This is a genomic window from Streptomyces sp. Ru71, assembly GCF_002920535.1.
In the GTDB taxonomy this organism is placed as follows: Bacteria; Actinomycetota; Actinomycetes; order Streptomycetales; family Streptomycetaceae; genus Streptomyces.
Map to the genome: position 1 here is coordinate 1 of NZ_PQSS01000083.1, position 15,007 is coordinate 15,007.

General features: G+C 74.2%; 13 protein-coding genes and 1 pseudogene. 8 read left to right on the forward strand and 6 right to left on the reverse strand.

The window, feature by feature from the left end; translation table 11 throughout:
* Positions 1-210, reverse strand: a pseudogene (locus C3489_RS32050) (FUSC family protein); the annotation flags it as partial.
* A gap of 144 nt (positions 211-354) precedes the next feature.
* Here C3489_RS32050 and C3489_RS32055 point away from each other — a divergent pair.
* The 4 genes from C3489_RS32055 (at position 355) to C3489_RS32070 (ending at position 3,417) form a co-directional block, all read left to right on the forward strand.
* Positions 355-903: a DUF5134 domain-containing protein gene (locus tag C3489_RS32055; protein WP_103785625.1), complete on the forward strand. Its 549-nt coding sequence runs from the start codon at positions 355-357 to the stop codon at positions 901-903.
* A 73-nt stretch (positions 904-976) separates the two neighbouring features.
* Entirely contained in the window at positions 977-1,912 is a 936-nt protein-coding gene (locus C3489_RS32060) for a M56 family metallopeptidase (RefSeq protein ID WP_103785626.1), read from the forward strand.
* A gap of 68 nt (positions 1,913-1,980) precedes the next feature.
* On the forward strand, positions 1,981-2,652 hold the full coding sequence (locus tag C3489_RS32065; RefSeq protein ID WP_103785627.1) for a phosphatase PAP2 family protein: 672 nt from the start codon (positions 1,981-1,983) through the stop codon (positions 2,650-2,652).
* Between the two features lie 75 nt (positions 2,653-2,727).
* Positions 2,728-3,417: an HAD family hydrolase gene (locus tag C3489_RS32070; protein ID WP_103785648.1), complete on the forward strand. Its 690-nt coding sequence runs from the start codon at positions 2,728-2,730 to the stop codon at positions 3,415-3,417.
* 13 nt (positions 3,418-3,430) lie between these two features.
* Here C3489_RS32070 and C3489_RS32075 read toward each other — a convergent pair whose 3' ends face one another.
* Positions 3,431-3,679, reverse strand: coding sequence for a DUF2630 family protein (locus C3489_RS32075; protein WP_103785628.1), 249 nt, complete (start codon positions 3,677-3,679; stop codon positions 3,431-3,433).
* Positions 3,680-3,947: 268 nt separating this feature from the next.
* Between C3489_RS32075 and C3489_RS32080 the strand changes: the two genes are divergently transcribed.
* The gene (locus C3489_RS32080) at positions 3,948-4,622 is read left to right on the forward strand and encodes a TetR/AcrR family transcriptional regulator (protein ID WP_103785629.1); all 675 of its coding nucleotides are present in this window, start codon (positions 3,948-3,950) and stop codon (positions 4,620-4,622) included.
* On the opposite strand, the gene C3489_RS32085 is transcribed toward C3489_RS32080, so the two are convergent.
* Positions 4,610-6,109 carry an LVIVD repeat-containing protein gene (locus C3489_RS32085; RefSeq protein WP_103785630.1) on the reverse strand — a complete coding sequence of 500 codons (1,500 nt, stop codon included), beginning with the start codon at positions 6,107-6,109 and terminating at the stop codon, positions 4,610-4,612. The two genes, C3489_RS32080 and C3489_RS32085, sit on opposite strands and share 13 nt — an antisense overlap.
* 120 nt (positions 6,110-6,229) lie before the next feature.
* On the opposite strand from C3489_RS32085, the gene C3489_RS32090 reads away from it, so the two are divergent.
* The gene (locus tag C3489_RS32090; RefSeq protein WP_258055048.1) at positions 6,230-6,883 is read left to right on the forward strand and encodes a DUF305 domain-containing protein; all 654 of its coding nucleotides are present in this window, start codon (positions 6,230-6,232) and stop codon (positions 6,881-6,883) included.
* 103 nt (positions 6,884-6,986) lie between these two features.
* Here the strand turns inward: C3489_RS32090 and C3489_RS32095 are convergent, their stop codons facing one another.
* Positions 6,987-7,484 (reverse strand): DUF6214 family protein, encoded by a 498-nt coding sequence (locus C3489_RS32095; protein ID WP_103785631.1) that lies wholly within the window; start codon positions 7,482-7,484, stop codon positions 6,987-6,989.
* A 187-nt stretch (positions 7,485-7,671) separates the two neighbouring features.
* Here C3489_RS32095 and C3489_RS32100 point away from each other — a divergent pair, with 187 nt between their 5' ends.
* Positions 7,672-9,018, forward strand: coding sequence for an FAD-dependent oxidoreductase (locus tag C3489_RS32100; protein WP_103785632.1), 1,347 nt, complete (start codon positions 7,672-7,674; stop codon positions 9,016-9,018).
* Positions 9,019-9,133: 115 nt separating this feature from the next.
* On the opposite strand, the gene C3489_RS32105 is transcribed toward C3489_RS32100, so the two are convergent.
* The gene (locus C3489_RS32105; protein WP_103785650.1) at positions 9,134-9,484 is read right to left on the reverse strand and encodes a helix-turn-helix transcriptional regulator; all 351 of its coding nucleotides are present in this window, start codon (positions 9,482-9,484) and stop codon (positions 9,134-9,136) included.
* A 121-nt stretch (positions 9,485-9,605) separates the two neighbouring features.
* On the opposite strand from C3489_RS32105, the gene C3489_RS32110 reads away from it, so the two are divergent.
* On the forward strand, positions 9,606-10,685 hold the full coding sequence (locus C3489_RS32110; RefSeq protein WP_103785651.1) for an NADH:flavin oxidoreductase/NADH oxidase: 1,080 nt from the start codon (positions 9,606-9,608) through the stop codon (positions 10,683-10,685).
* An 18-nt stretch (positions 10,686-10,703) separates the two neighbouring features.
* On the opposite strand, the gene C3489_RS32115 is transcribed toward C3489_RS32110, so the two are convergent.
* Complete coding sequence (locus C3489_RS32115; protein ID WP_103785633.1) at positions 10,704-15,002, reverse strand: cation-translocating P-type ATPase; 4,299 nt, start codon at positions 15,000-15,002, stop codon at positions 10,704-10,706.
* Positions 15,003-15,007: the final 5 nt, after the last annotated feature.

Here is a 15,007-nt window from a genome sequence, read left to right on the forward strand (position 1 = left end):
GGTGGCGTAGGGGCGGTTGTGGGCGTAGAGGGCGCACAGGGATCCGGCCATCGTGTACATCGCCAGGTCGAGGCGGCCGAGCGCCAGCAGGATCAGGTTCGGCGGGGCCACCGAGACGACGACGCTCAGGGCGGGCTTGAACCAGATCGGGGAGGGCCGCCCCAGCCGCAGGGCACCGGCGAGGGGGAGGGAGCGGGGGCCTATGTGCATGGATATTAGTTTAGCAAGTGTTTTACTTGTGAAATGGTTCCGCGCTCCCTTTCGCGCGCCCCGTGTACACCCTTGCGCTCGCGTGCGCACCGGCCCGGCCGGGCATCGCTCCCCCTGGACCCACCGTCGAGCGGGGAGGTGCGCGTGCACGGACCGGCTTCGTCCGGCTGGCTCCTGGTCGCGCTGTGCGCGGCGACCGGCGCCTACTGCCTGCTGCGGATGCGCAGCGGGAGCGCGGAGCAGCGCCGGGCCGCGGGCGGCGAGGCGCTGATGGGCTTCGGGATGGCAGCGATGGCCGTGCCGGCCGCGGTGTACACACCGCCGGTGTGGGCCTGGCCCGTCTATGCGGTGGTGTTCGGGCTGGCGGCGGTGCAGGCCCTGTGGGCGGCCCGCCGCGGCGCCCACCATCTGCACCATCTGGTGGGAGCCGCGGCCATGGTCTACATGGCCGTGGTGATGGCGGGGGCGCCGGAGCACCGGCACGGGCACGCGGGCGGTGGCGTACCGGTGGTGACGGGGGTGCTGCTGCTGTACTTCGCGGGGTATGTGCTGCTGTCGGGTGCCCGGCTCGTGCCGGTCGCCGCGGTGGCCGGCGCTCCGCCCGTGACGGGGTGGGGGGACCGGCCGGAGCTGGCGCGGGCCTGCCGGCTGTCGATGGGGATCGCGATGGTGGCGATGCTGCTGACCTTGTGACCGGCCCGTGGTGTGCGTCACTTGGTGAGGCAATGCGTACCGCCGAGTAGCCGCGCCTCATAGGCTGCTGCCCATGCTGGTGCCCGCGACCCTGCTGCTGCTCGGCGCCCTGACCGCCGTCGTCGCACCACGCCTGCTCGCCCGGGCCGACTGGGCGGACCGTGAACCGGTCGTCGCCCTGTGGATGTGGCAGTGCGTGGTGGCCGCCGTACTGCTGTGCTGCGCCCTGTCGATGACGCTCAGCGCGGCGGTCGCCTGGCAGGCCGTGCGCGGCCATGTGTTCGCGTCGGCGCCTCGGGCCGTGGTGGAGGCCTACGCCCTCGGGGTCGGCGCTCCTTGGGCGGCGACGACCGCCGTGACGCTCGCACTGGGCGGCGTGTGGACCGCGGCGATGCTGTTCCGCGAGGTGGCCCGGGCGCGGGCCCGGCGGCGGCTGCGCCGGGCCGAACTCCTCGTGCGGGCCCCGCAGTTGCCCGGGGAGGAACCGGGTGAGGGGCGGCTCGTCATCCTGGAGGGGGAGCGGCCGGACGCCTGGTGGCTGCCGGGCACGGCACCCCGGCTGGTCGTCACCACGGCCGCGCTTCGCCGCCTCAAGGGGCGCCGGCTGGACGCCGTCCTCGCGCACGAGCAGGGGCACGCGCGGGCCCGGCACGACTGGCTGCTGCACTGCTCCGCCGCGCTCGCGGGCGGTTTCCCGCAGGTACCGGTGTTCGCCGCGTTCCGCGACGAGATGCACCGGCTGGTCGAACTCGCCGCCGACGACATGGCCTCCCGCCGCTTCGGACGGCTCACCACCGCGCTCGCCCTGGTCGAACTCAACGAGGGCCGGGGCGTCTTCGGGCCGTGTCCCAGCGCCAAGGCCCATGTGCCGCAGCGGGTGCACCGGCTGCTGACTCCGCCGGCCCGGCTGACCGCCGCCCGCCGGCTGCGACTGACCGCCATGGCCGCCCTGGTGCCGGTGATCCCGGTGCTGGTGACGCTCGTCCCGGGACTGCGCGCACTGGGCTGACGCCGGGGGCGGCCCTGATACCTACGCGGGGTTGGCCTCACACACCACGCGTCGGCGAGGATCGCTCCATGCACCCTCCGTCCCTCCACGCGCCGCCCCGCTCCCCCGCCCACCGCTCCGCACTGCGCTGCGCCTGCCTGCTCGCGCTGTGCTCGGGGCTGCTCACCGCCCTCGTCGCGGTGAGATGGCACCCGCTGACCGGCGCCGACAGGGACATCGCCCGCACCACCCACCGCTGGGCGGTCGGCGACCCCGGGCTCACCCATGTCGTCCGCATCCTCACCGACTGGGTCTGGGACCCGACGACGCTGCGCCTCCTGTGCGCGGTGGTGGCGTTGTGGCTGCTGTGGCGACGGGCGGCGTGGTGGACTGCGGTGTGGCTGGTGACCGTGACCGCCCTGGCCACGGTCGTCCAGCAGGCCCTGAAGGCCGCCGTCGACCGGCCCCGCCCGGTGTGGCGGGACCCCGTCGACTCCGCGCACTACGCGGCCTATCCCTCCGGTCACGCCATGACCGCCACGGTGGTGTGCGGGCTGCTGGTGTGGCTCGTGCACGCCTACGGCGCCGGGCCGGGCCTGCGGCGTACGGCGGTCGGTGTCGCCGTGGTGTCCGTGGCCGGCGTCGGCGCGACCCGGGTGTGGCTGGGTGTGCACTGGCCCTCGGACGTCCTCGGCGGCTGGCTGCTGGGCGCGGCGCTGGTGGCGGTGGCGGTGGCGGCTCATCTGCGCTGGCGGCCTTGAGGCGGTGGGATACGGCAAGGAGTCGTGTGCCGGCGGGCGGTCGTGAGCCGTGCGGGCGGTCGTATGATCGCCGGCATGACCGCCGTCCTCTTCGACTTCTCCGGCACGCTCTTCCGCATCGAGTCCGTCGAGTCCTGGCTGCGCGCCGCGCTCGCGGAGGCGGGGGTCGCCCTGCCCGAACCCGAACTCGCCGAGACCGTGCGGGCGTTGGAGGAGGCGGGCGCGCTGCCCGGCGGGCCGGACCCGCTGCGTGTCCCGGACCATCTCGCCGAGGTGTTCAGGACCCGCGACGAGAGCAGCGCCCTGCACCGCGCGGCCTACACCGGTCTGGCCCGCCAGGTGCCGCTGCCCGGCGAGGGTCTGCACGAGGCTCTCTACGAGCGGCACCGCACGCCGGCCGCCTGGACGCCCTACCCGGACGCGGGCGAGGTGCTGGGCGCCCTGCGGGAGCGGGGCGTGCGGATCGGTGTGGTGAGCAACATCGGCTGGGACCTGCGCCCGGTCTTCCGCGCCCACGGCCTGGACGCCTTCGTCGACACCTATGTGCTGTCGTACGAGCACGGCATCCGCAAACCGGACCCGAGGCTGTTCGCCGCCGCCTGCGCCGCGCTCGACACCGATCCGGGCGAGGTGCTCATGGTCGGCGACGATCCGCGGGCGGACGGTGGTGCGGCGGCGCTGGGCTGCCGAGTGCACTTCGTGGAGCATCTGCCGGTCCACGAGCGGCCCGACGGGCTGCGTCCGGTGCCGGCGCTGGTGGGCTGACCCCGCCCGCCGGTCACTCCAGATAGCCCTCCACCTGCGAGGAGGGGCGGACCTCGGCCTCGTCCGGGTTCTCCCCGAACTCCTCCTTGGCACGCCGCTGCCGCAGCAGGTCCCAGCAGCGGTCGAGCTCGCGCTCCAGTTCGCCGAGCCGCTGCCGTTCGGTGATGCCGTCGATCCGGCCGGCCGCGAGGTCGTCCCGCAGCCGGCGCTCGTCGTCGACCATCTCGGTGATCCTGGCCAGGATCCGCTCGTCGCGTTCCATCCCCGCACGCCTCCTAGGCCGGCCGTCTCCGGCCCACTCTAGGGAGAGGGAGGCGCCCCGGCGACCGATGCGCCGACGCCGGCCCGGTCACGTCGGCGCCGGACCGGTGCGATTGCCTGGGGCGACCATCGGGGCGAGAAGAAAGTCCGCTCTGGACGATCCCCCGCGTCGCCCAGAGCGGACCGCAAGGCCGACCGGATCCGCGCAGGGACCGGCCGACACGCGCTGAGTATAGTTGGCTGGCAGCCAGTCAACGCAGGAGTCAAGCATGTCCCCGCGCAGCGCCTCGGTCAATGAGGAATTGCGGCGGCGCTCCCGGGAGCGGCTGCTGCAGGCGGCACTTGAGCTCGTCCGGGAGCGTGGCTACGAGGCGACGACGCTCGGCGACATAGCCGACCGCGCGGGCTCGGCCCGCGGACTGGTGTCGTACTACTTCCCCGGCAAGCGCCGGCTGGTGCAGTCGGCCGTGCACCGGCTGATGCACCGCACGCTGGAGGAGGCCCTGGAGCGCGAGCCGCGCACCGACGACGGCCGGGAGCGCATGGCGCGGGCGATCGACGCGATCCTCGGGCTGGGCCGGGACGAGCCGGTGCTGATGCGCCAGCACATGGCGGGGCTGCTGCAGGCGGAGGGGTTCGTGCAGTGCCCGGAGCAGCAGCGGCTGGCGGAGCTGCTGCGCGCCACCGTCGATCGCTACGGCTCGTGCGACGTCGACCGCGACTACCCGATGCTGCGGTCGGTGCTGATGGGCGCCGTGTACGCGATGGTCCTGCCGAACCTGCCCATGTCGATCACGGCCATGCGCGCCGAGCTGTTCCGGCGCTACGGGCTCGCCTGGGAGATGGGGGTCCCGCCGGACGCCGAGGCGCCCGGCGGGGGGTGCGAGCAGGACGTGTCCCGCTTCTTCGCGACCGGCGAAGGGCCGGAGGGTCAGTCGAAGTAGTCCGGCTGGGTCTGGACGTTGAGTTCGCGCAGCTGGACCCGGCGGGCCGGGTCCGTGCGCCGGTCGGTGAGCTTCAGGACGTCGAAGCCCTTGGCGATGTCGTTCGAGTAGATGTAGCCGTTGTAGTAGTACGCCGACCACGCGCCGCCGACCGTGAGCGTGTCGGTGGTCAGCGGGCCGCGCTCGAAGTAGGCGATCTCCTTCGGGTGCGCGGAGTCGGTGAACTCCCAGACGGACACGCCGCCCTGGTACCAGGCCTGGACCATGATGTCGCGGCCCTTGACCGGGATCAGCGAGCCGTTGTGGGCCACACAGTTCTCGGTGTCGGCCTGGTGGCGCGGGATCTTGTAGTAGCCGCGGAAGACGAGCTTGCGCTTGTCGCCCTTGCCAACGATGTCGTAGATGCCGTCGGCGCCCCGGTTCGGCCCGGTCGCGGCGTTGCAGGTGGCCGCTCCACCGCCGCCGAGCTCGTCCGTGAACACGACCTTGTTCGCCTTCTGGTTGAAGGTCGCCGAGTGCCAGAAGGCGAAGTTGACGTTGTCCTGGACCTGGTCGATGACCTTGGGGTGCTCGGGGTCCTTGATGGAGAACAGGATGCCGTCACCCATGCAGGCGCCGGCGGCCAGGTCCTCGGACGGCAGGACGGTGATGTCGTGGCAGCCGGTGGTCTTGGAGACGCCGGGGTTGGTGGGGGCGCCGGGGTTGCCGCCGCCGTCCGGGCCGTCGCCGGGGAAGAGCACCGGGAAGTTCACCACGGCCGCCTGCTCGGGCGCCTTGCGCGGCACCTTGATGACCGAGATGCCGTCGTGCGGCGGCTGGCAGTCGGGGTAGCTCGCGCTGGGCGAGTAGGAGGAGACGTAGATGTAGACGTCGTCCCGCTTCGGTACCAGCGAGTGCGTGTGCGAGCCGCACGCGGTCTCGACGGCGGCGACGTACTTCGGGTTGCGCTTGTCGCTGATGTCGAAGACCTTCATGCCCTCCCAGGAGGACTTCTCGGTCGCCGGCTGCGTGGTGCTGTGGCAACTGCTGTCGCTGCGCGAGGAGTCGGTGGACAGGAAGAGCAGATTGCCCGAGACGGAGATGTCGTTCTGCGAGCCGGGGCAGAGCACCTGGGAGACCGTCTTCGGCGACGCCGGGTCGGAGATGTCGAAGATGCGGAAGCCGTCGTAGTTGCCGGCGAAGGCGTATCTGCCCTGGAAGGCGAGGTCCGAATTGGTGCCGGGCAGCGCGTCCTTGGGGATGTTCGTCAGGTGCTGGAGGTTCGCGGAGTGGACGATCTGGTCCTGGGCGGGTATCTCGCCCGACGCCATCGCCTCGGCCGCCTGCTCCTGGGCGCTGCGGGAGACCTCCTTCGGCGCGGCGGGGTGGTCGCCCGGGTCGGGGGTGGCGCCCGCCGGTGCGGCGGTGAGGAGCGCGGCCAGCAGGCCGGCCGCCGCGGTGGCAACTCCCAGGCGTCTGCGTCGTGTTCGGGGATCGTGCAGGGTCACTGTGTCCTCCCTCGTCGCCGTTCCGGTCGGAACGGTTCACGCTTCCCCGCAGTATCGTCTTCATCATGCCCAGATCAACAGATGGCAATGTGATCGTCATGAAGACCTCGGGAGGTCGCCTTGCTGCTGCGCCGTGGACTGCGTCCGGTCCTCGCCACGGTCTCACTCTCCGCCCTCGCCCTGCTCGGGCTCACCGGGTGTGACTCCGACGCGCAGGCCAAGTCCCCTGCGAGCAGCGGGCCTTCGGTGCTGGTGCCGGGCCTGCCCGGTGAGGCGAACCGCACCCTGTCCGCCGAGGACGCGGCTCGGCAGCGCGCGGACGACGACACGCCGAACGCGGCCGACGTTTCGTACGCGCGCATGATGATCGTCCACCACGAACAGGCGCTGGAGATGACCGAACTCGCCGCACGGCAGGCCAAGTCGGGGGACGTCCGGCGGCTGGCGGCCCGGATCGCGGCGGCCCAGGGGCCGGAGATCACCACCATGCGGGCCTGGCTGAAGGAGTACGGCAAGGACGAGGGCGCCGGCGGACACCTGCACGGCGGTATGCCCGGCATGGCGACCGAGGCGCAGCTCTCGCAACTGCGGGCGGCGCGGGGGGCGGCGTTCGACGCGCTGTTCCTCACGCTGATGATCACCCATCATCAGGGCGCGATCACCATGGCGACGGACGTGAAGGCGCAGGGCAACAACGTCCGGATCGAGGAGATGGCCGACGACGTGGTGGCCCAGCAGACCAGCGAGATCACCCGGATGCGGCAGATGCGGTGAGGTGCCGGTCCGGCGTGTGGCGGGGTGGGGTGAGCGGCCGGTTCGTTCTGCGGCGGGGCGCTGTGAGCGGCTGGTCCGTCCTGCGGCAGGGCGCGGTGAGCGGCTAGTCCGTTCTGCGGCGGGCGTGACGTGGGGTCAGGAAGCCCGCGTCACGGGCCTGGGCGATCAGCCGCAGGGACTTGCGGCGGCTGTGGCCGGTCGCGCACATCACCGCGAGGACCGGGTCGACGCCCTCCTCCTGGGCCGCGCGGTACTCCTGGGCGACCTGCCACCGCCCCTCGATGCCGCGCGGCCAGGCGGGCCGGGCCCGGCGCCCCGTGGTCCGCTCGCCCTCGGCGGGATCGTCCTCGCCGTCCTCGTCGACGTCCTCCGCGTCCATCCCGCACGCCTCGAACAACGGCCCCTCGATCCAGTCCGCGAGCACCGACAGATCGTCCAGGGACAGCGCGGGCTCGGCCCGGACGTCCTCGATGGACACGCACCCCTCGGCCACCACGGCGAGCGCCTCGACGCCGGCGCCGTCGGGGAACGCCAGCCGGACGTGGAACCACCTCGTCGCGCCGGCCTCCTCCTGCACCTCCCACGCGGGCGACACGGTCACCGCGCCGTCCGCCTCCGATCGATCGGAAAGATTAAGAAAGGATGCTTCAAGCACACACGCAACGTAACCTCATGATCACATTCCATACGAACGGACACGCATCCGTCCGCCCGGACAGCACCCTGTCAGCGCAGCCCGCGCGGTGCGATGCTGGAGCCGGGAAGCCCTTCGACGAAGGAGTTCCGCCGTGCTCCGTGTCGCTGTCGTCGGTTCCGGCCCCAGCGGGGTCTACACCGCGCAGAGCCTGCTCCAGCAGGACCCCGAGGTGCTCGTCGACGTCCTGGACCGGCTGCCGTGCCCCTACGGCCTGGTCCGCTACGGCGTCGCGCCGGACCACGAGAAGATCAAGTCGCTGCAGAACAATCTGCGCACGGTCCTGGAGGAGCCCCGGGTCCGCTTCCTCGGCGGCGTCCGGGTCGGCGCCGGAGACGTGCCCGTGGCGCGGCTGCGGGAGCTGTACCACGCGGTGGTGTACTGCGTGGGCGCCGCCGCCGACCGGCACCTCGGCATTCCCGGCGAGGACCTGCCGGGCAGCTGGTCCGCGACGCAGTTCGTGGCCTGGTACAGCGCCCATCCGGACGCGGTGGCCGACGGGTATCTGAGCGGTGCGCGGTCGGCCGTGGTCATCGGTGTGGGGAACGTGGCGGTGGACGTCACCCGGATGCTGGCGCGCGGCCCGGCGGAGCTGAGCCCGACCGACATGCCGCAGGCGGCGCTGACCGTGCTGGCCGCCAGCCGGATCACCGAGATCCACATGGTGGGCCGGCGCGGCCCCTCGCAGGCCCGGTTCACCACCAAGGAGCTGCGCGAGCTGGGCGCGCTGCCGGACACCGACGTGCTGGTGGACCCGGCCGAGCTGGCCGCCGACCCCGAGTACGCCGATCCGTCGGCACTGCCCGCGCCGCAGCGCCGCAACGTGGAGGTGCTGCGCGAGTGGGCGGAGCGGCGTGCGGTCACCGGCGCCCGGCGGCGGATCCGGGCACGGTTCTTCCTGCGGCCGGTGGAGCTCCTCGCCGACGGCGGCCGGGTGGGCGCGGTGCGCTTCGAACGGACGGTGCCGGACGGGCGGGGCGGGGTGGTGGGCACCGGCCGGTTCGAGGAGATCGCGGCGCAGCTGGTGCTGCGGTCGGTGGGCTATCGCGGGGTGCCGCTGGAGGGGCTGCCGTTCGACGCGGAGCACGGCACGGTGCCGAACGCGGCCGGGCGCGTCCTGCGGGACGGGGTCGTCACGCCGGGCGAGTACGTGTCGGGCTGGATCAAGCGGGGGCCCACGGGCGTCATCGGGACCAACCGGCCGTGCGCGAAGGAGACGGCGACCTCGCTGCTGGAGGACGCCCCCGCGCTGGCCCGCAGGGAACTGCCCGGCGATCCGCTGGCGGCACTGCGCGCGGCGGGCGTCGAGCCGGTCGAGTGGGCGGGCTGGCAGTCCATCGAACGCGCGGAGGCGGCGCTCGGCACGTCCCTCGGCCGCCACGTGGTCAAACTGCCGGACTGGGACTCCTTGCTGACGGCAGCGCGCGGCTCCGCCGGGTAGGAGGCCCCTTCGCTTGGGCGGGGCTCGCATCAGCGCCGTTGAGCCTCGCTATTTTCGGCGTGTGCGGGTTCATCGTGGTTGCTCGCGCAGTTCCCCGCGCCCCTTTCGGGGCGCGTCAGGCGAGGCGGGTTGCCTCGTGGGTCGCGGCGGTCAGGACGGCGTCCAGGAGGCCGGGGAAGAGGTCGTCCAGGTCGGCGCGGCGCAGGCCGTTCATCTTGGCCGTGCCCTGGTAGGTCTGCCGGATCACTCCGGCCTCGCGCAGCACCCGGAAGTGGTGCGTGGTGGTCGACTTCGTGACCGGCAGGTCGAAGTGCGAACAGGACAGCTCGCCGGTCTCGGCGGCGAGTTCGCGCACGATGCGCAGCCGCATGGGGTCGGACAGCGCGTGCAGAACGGGTTCCAGCCGGATCTCCTCCCGCGCCGGGTGCGGAAGCTCACGGCTGCTGACAGCGGCGGCGGGGGTCACGGCGGGCTCCACTTCGTCGGATGGCCTCCATTGTACGAAGACCCTCGTAGTTTGACATCCACCGTACTACGACGGGTATCGTACGAGCCGACCACCGGTCCCGTGACGAATGGAGTCCGCCGTGAGCGCCCTCTTCGAGCCCTTCACACTGCGCGAAGTGACCATCCCCAACCGCGTGTGGATGCCGCCGATGTGCCAGTACTCGGCCGCGCCCGAGGGCCCGCAGGCGGGCGTGCCGCACGACTGGCACTTCGCGCACTACGCGGCCCGCGCGGCCGGCGGCACCGGTCTGATCATCGTCGAGGCCACCGCCGTCTCGCCCGAGGGCCGGATCTCGCCGTACGACCTCGGGCTGTGGAACGACACCCAGGTCGAGGCGTTCCGCCGCATCACCCGCTTCCTCGCCGGTCAGGGCACCGTGCCGGCGATCCAGCTCGGACACGGCGGCCGCAAGGCGTCCACCGACCAGCCGTGGAAGGGCGGCGCCCCGGTCGGTCCGGACGCGCACGGCTGGCAGCCGCTGGCGCCCAGCGCCCTCGCCTTCGACGAGCGGCACCCGGTGCCCACCGAGCTGACGACCGACCAGATCGGGGCCGTCGTGGGCCAGTTCGCGGACGCCGCCCGGCGGGCGCTGGCCGCCGGGTTCGAGATCGTCGAGATCCACGGCGCCCACGGCTACCTGATCAACGAGTTCCTCTCCCCGCACTCCAACCACCGCACCGACGCCTACGGCGGCTCCTACGAGAACCGCACCCGGTTCGCCCTGGAGGTCGTCGACGCCGTACGCGCGGTGTGGCCGGACGACAAGCCGCTGTTCTTCCGCATCTCGGCGACCGACTGGCTGGAGGACGGCGGCTGGACCGCCGACGACACGGTGCGCTTCGCGCGGGACCTGCGGGCACACGGCGTCGACCTGCTGGACGTCTCCACCGGCGGCAACGTCTCCGGCGCGCGCATCCCGACCGGCCCCGGCTACCAGGTGCCGTTCGCCGCGCGCGTCAAGGCCGAGACGTCGCTGCCGGTGGCCGCCGTGGGCCTGATCACCGAGCCCGAGCAGGCCGCGAAGATCCTCGCCAACGGTGAGGCGGACGCCGTGCTCCTCGGCCGCGAGCTGCTGCGCAACCCGTCGTGGGCGCGGCAGGCGGCCCGGCAACTCGGCGGCGAGGTGCACGTGCCGGACCAGTACCACCGGTCCGTGTGACCGCCGCGACCGCGACGCTCACCGCGCCAGACTGAGCACGGTCCGCTCCAGCCGCGGCAGCACCCGCTGTCCCGCCAGCGCCAGCGCGATCGCCGCGGCCACCCCGGCCCACGCGACCGGGCCGAGCGGTGTGCAGCCGAAGACCTGGCTGGCGCCCGGAGTCTGGACCAGCAGCACCAGGGCGGCGGCCGAGCCGAGTACGGTGGCCCGCACCAGCGGGCTGCCCCGCCGGTCGGCCATCGTCTGCACGAGCTGCGTGCCGACCAGCGCGCACAGCGCCATCGTCGTGGACCGGCGGGTCGTACCGGGCGTGAACCGGCCGAACAGCCAGGCCGCCACCGCGCCCAGACACGTCGTCAGGGCACGGTGCCGGATCTGCTCGATCAGCGGCTCGCCCAGCATGGACGTGCCCAGCGGCCCGCTCGCCTCCTCACTCGGGTCCTTCTCCGGGGTGACCGCGACGGCCATCGCCGGGAACAGGTCGGTGAACAGGTTCACCAGCAGCATCTGGCGGGTCGACAGCGGCGCCCGGCCCCCCAGCACGGTGCCGACGATGCCGAAGCCGACCTCGCCCGCGTTGCCGCCGATCAGGATGGCGATGGCGTCGGCGACGCTGTGCCACAGGGCGCGGCCCTCGCCGACCGCCTCCACCAGGACCCCGAGGTCCTCGTCGGTGAGCACCAGGTCGGCGGCGTTGCGGGCGGCCGCCGAGCCGCGCGCGTTGATACCGACGCCGATGTCGGCGGCGCGGATCGCGGCGGCGTCGTTGGCGCCGTCGCCGACCATCCCGACCACCCGGCCCGCGTCCCGCAGCGCCTCCACGACCTGGAGCTTCTGCTCCGGCGCCACCCGGGCCACGACCCCGGCGTCGCGCAGCATCCGGGACCGCTCGGCCCGGTCGGCGGCGGCCAGGTCGTCGCCGGTGACCACGACGGTGTCCTCGGGCCAGCCCAGCTGGACGGCGATCGCCCGCGCGGTCTGCGGGTGGTCGCCGGTCAGCATCACCGGCCGTACGCCCGCCTCGCGCAACCCGTGCACGAGCGCGTTGGACGTCTCGCGCGCCACGTCGGCCAGCGCGACCAGACCGGTGAACTCCAGGTCGTTCAGGGCCTGTTCGAGCGCGTCGGCGGCCGACTCCTGCTCGTCCAGACGGCGTTCGGCGACCGCCAGCACGCGCAGCCCGTCCGCGGCCAGCGCGTGCGCGGCGTCGGAGGCCTCCTCGGCGCGGCTGCCGCAGGCCGGCAGGACGTTCTCCGGGGCGCCCTTGACCACCAGGACGCGCCCGCCGTCCGCGTCCCGCCCCACGGCGGCGGCGTACCCCCGTCCGGCCTCGAACGGGCGCCCTTCCTCCTGCGTCCACTCCGGATCGTCCCCGGCGGCCTCCAGTACGGCCTCGTCGGTGGCGTGCACCGGCCGGTCGGAGCCGCCGTTCAGCTGCGGGCAGGCGCGCGCCGCCTGGACCAGGGCGCGGCTGCCCGGGGCCTCGTCCCGTGCGCGGACCGTGCCGTCGGCGTCGGTGACCCGCACCAGGCGCAGCCGGTTCTCGGTGAGGGTGCCCGTCTTGTCGAAGCAGACGGTGTCCATCCGGCCCAGCGCCTCCAGCGTGCGCGGCGCCCGCACCAGCACCCCGCGCCGGCTGAGCCGGCGGGCCGCCGCGAGCTGCGCCACCGTCGCCACCAGCGGCAGTCCCTCGGGTACGGCGGCCACGGCGACGGCCACTCCCCCGCTGACCGCCTCGCGGATCGGTGTGCCGCGCAGCAGCGACAGGCCGGTCACCGCGGCGCCGCCGGCCAGTGTCAGCGGCAGGGCCTTGCTGGTGAGTTCCTGCAACCGGGCCTGGACGCCCGCGGCGGGCGGCCTGCGGGCGGCCAGGTGGACCGCGCGGGACGCCTCCGTGCGCTCACCGGTCTCCACGACGACCGCGCGGGCGTTGCCGGCCACCACGGTCGTCCCCTCGAACACCATGCAGCGCCGCTCGGCCACCGCGGCGGCCGGGCAGGCGTCGGTGGTCTTGTCCACCGGCAGGGACTCACCGGTCAGCGCGGACTCGTCGACCTCCAGACCGTCCGCGATCAGCAGCCGGGCGTCGGCGGGTACGACGTCGTCCGCCTTGAGGTCGATGACATCGCCCGCGTGCAGCTTGGCCGCGTCCACGGTGTGCGGCTCGCGCCACTCGTCCGAGGCGAGCCGTGCCTTGCGCTTGTGCTCGGCGAGCAGCCCGGACAGCGCCCGTTCGGCGCGCAGCCGCTGGATGCCGCCGACCAGGGCGTTGAGGTCCAGCGCGCCGACCACCAGCAGCGCGTCCGCGGCCGAGCCGAGGACCGCCTCGGCGGCCGAGCCGACCGTGAGCACCGGGGTGAGCGGATCGTGCAGCTCGCCGCGCATCGCCTGGGCCAGCTGCACCGTCCAGCGCACCGGCGCGAGCACCGGGATCTTCCCGGCCCGCCGGACGGTCCGGCGCACCTGGGCGGACGTCTGGTCCCGCAGGGACGGCCGGTCCTCGCGGCGGGCCGCCAGCCGCTCGCGTACCGCCTCGGGCTCCAGGGCGTGCCAGGCGACGCGCTCGCGGGGGCGCGGGGCGCGGACCACGGCCACGCCTAGCGCCGCCCGGGCGCCGCTGACCAGGGCGACGGCCGCGCTCACGTCCACCGGGGCGTGCCGCAGCCCGGGGATGAGGGCCCGCCTGCCGGGGCGGGCCTCGCCGACCGCCACGAGCAGCCCCGACAGGGCCGCGCCGGACCGGGCCAGCGTCTGCGACCTGCGGCCCACGTCCCGCGCCACGGGCACCGCCCGCAGCAACCGCCACACGTCGCGCAGGCCCCCGGAGGCGACGAGGTCCGCGCCCCATACGACGGCGGCGTCGCCGTCCGCCAGGGACACGGCCACGTCACCGGCGAGCAGTCCGGTCAGGACGTCGTCGTCCTCGGCCGACGCCGGGCGGGCGACGGTGAGCACCGGGCCGCGTCCGCGCAGGGTCTCCACCGCCTCCCCGAGCGGCCGGCCGGCCGGCACGATGTGGTCGGCGAGCCCGGTGAAGTCCGCCAGGGCGGGGTCGTCCACCATCACCACGCGCAGTCCCGCGCCGCGCGCCGCGTCCAGCACGGCCTCGGCCCACGGGTCGGGGCCCGCGCCCGGGTGGCGCAGCGCGCTCGGATGCAGCAGCACCGACTCGACCGTCTCCAGCTGCCGCAGCCGTTCGCTGTCCCGTACGAGGACGCCGGTGCGGGCGAGGGCCATGCCCAGCACGGAGTGGAAGGCGGCGGGTCCGTAGCGGGCGGCCTTCGGTGAACCGGCGAGGACGGCCTCGGCGGCCTCGTTCACGTCGTGCTTGACCAGTAGCGCCGCCACGGCGCCCAGCAGGCTGCCGGTGCCGGCGTGGGCGGCGTACTCCTCGGCCGGGGTGGCGCGCAGCGCCGGGCGCGGACGGGCGCTCGGGTGCACGCCGGTGCGTTCGGGCGTGCACAGCCGGTCGTGGACGGCGTCGAACGCCGCCGAGCGTGCCACCGTCTCCGCCAGCTGGCAGCCGCGCAGGGCGCCGTCAAGCAGCAGCGCGGTCGGTGTCTGCCCGGCGCCGTGCGCGGCCGCGTTGGCGGCGGCCAGCAGCAGGTCCATCCGGGAGCGGCCGAACCGCCGGCGCAGCCAGCCGCGGACCCGGGGGTTCTCGCGCAGCAGGGTCACGCCCGCGGTCACCAGCCGCGGTGAGGGGGGAAGGCGCAGCGTGTACGCGGTCAGCGCGGCCACCGTACCGGCCGCGTCGGTCAGCAGGGCCGTCGTCGCGGTGCGTACCCCGGCCCGGTCGCCCGGGTGCGGGAACTCCTCGATGTCCTCGTCCGCGACGTCCGCCGTGTCCAGGCCGTGGCGTTCGGCCAGTTCGGTGGCGTGCTCCAGGACCCGGTCGGACAGGGCGTCCTCGGTGGCGGTCACCACCAGCCGGGCCAGCCCGCCGTCCCAGTACGCGAAGGCGACGTCGGGCCGTTCGGCCAGGATCCGCGCCACCCGTCGCGCCGCCTGGTCGAACCCGCCCGCCCGCCGTAGGTGTTCCTCGGCGGCCGGCCGCAGCGCGACGTGCGCCCGCCGGCCGGAGCGCCAGTGGACGCCCGCGCCCGGCAGCGCGCCGCGGGCGACGCGACCGACTCTGACCGCGGCGTCCGCGCCGCGTGCTCCCGCCCGTGCCGCCCCGGCGACCGTGCCGGCGGCCAGGCCCACGGCCCCGGCGGCCAGATCGGCCACGGGCGCGACGCCGCGCGCCAGCAGGCCGGGTCCGGCCGGCAGGACGGCGGCGGCCGCCGCGGGGAGCTTCAGCAAACCCAGGCCCATGAAGT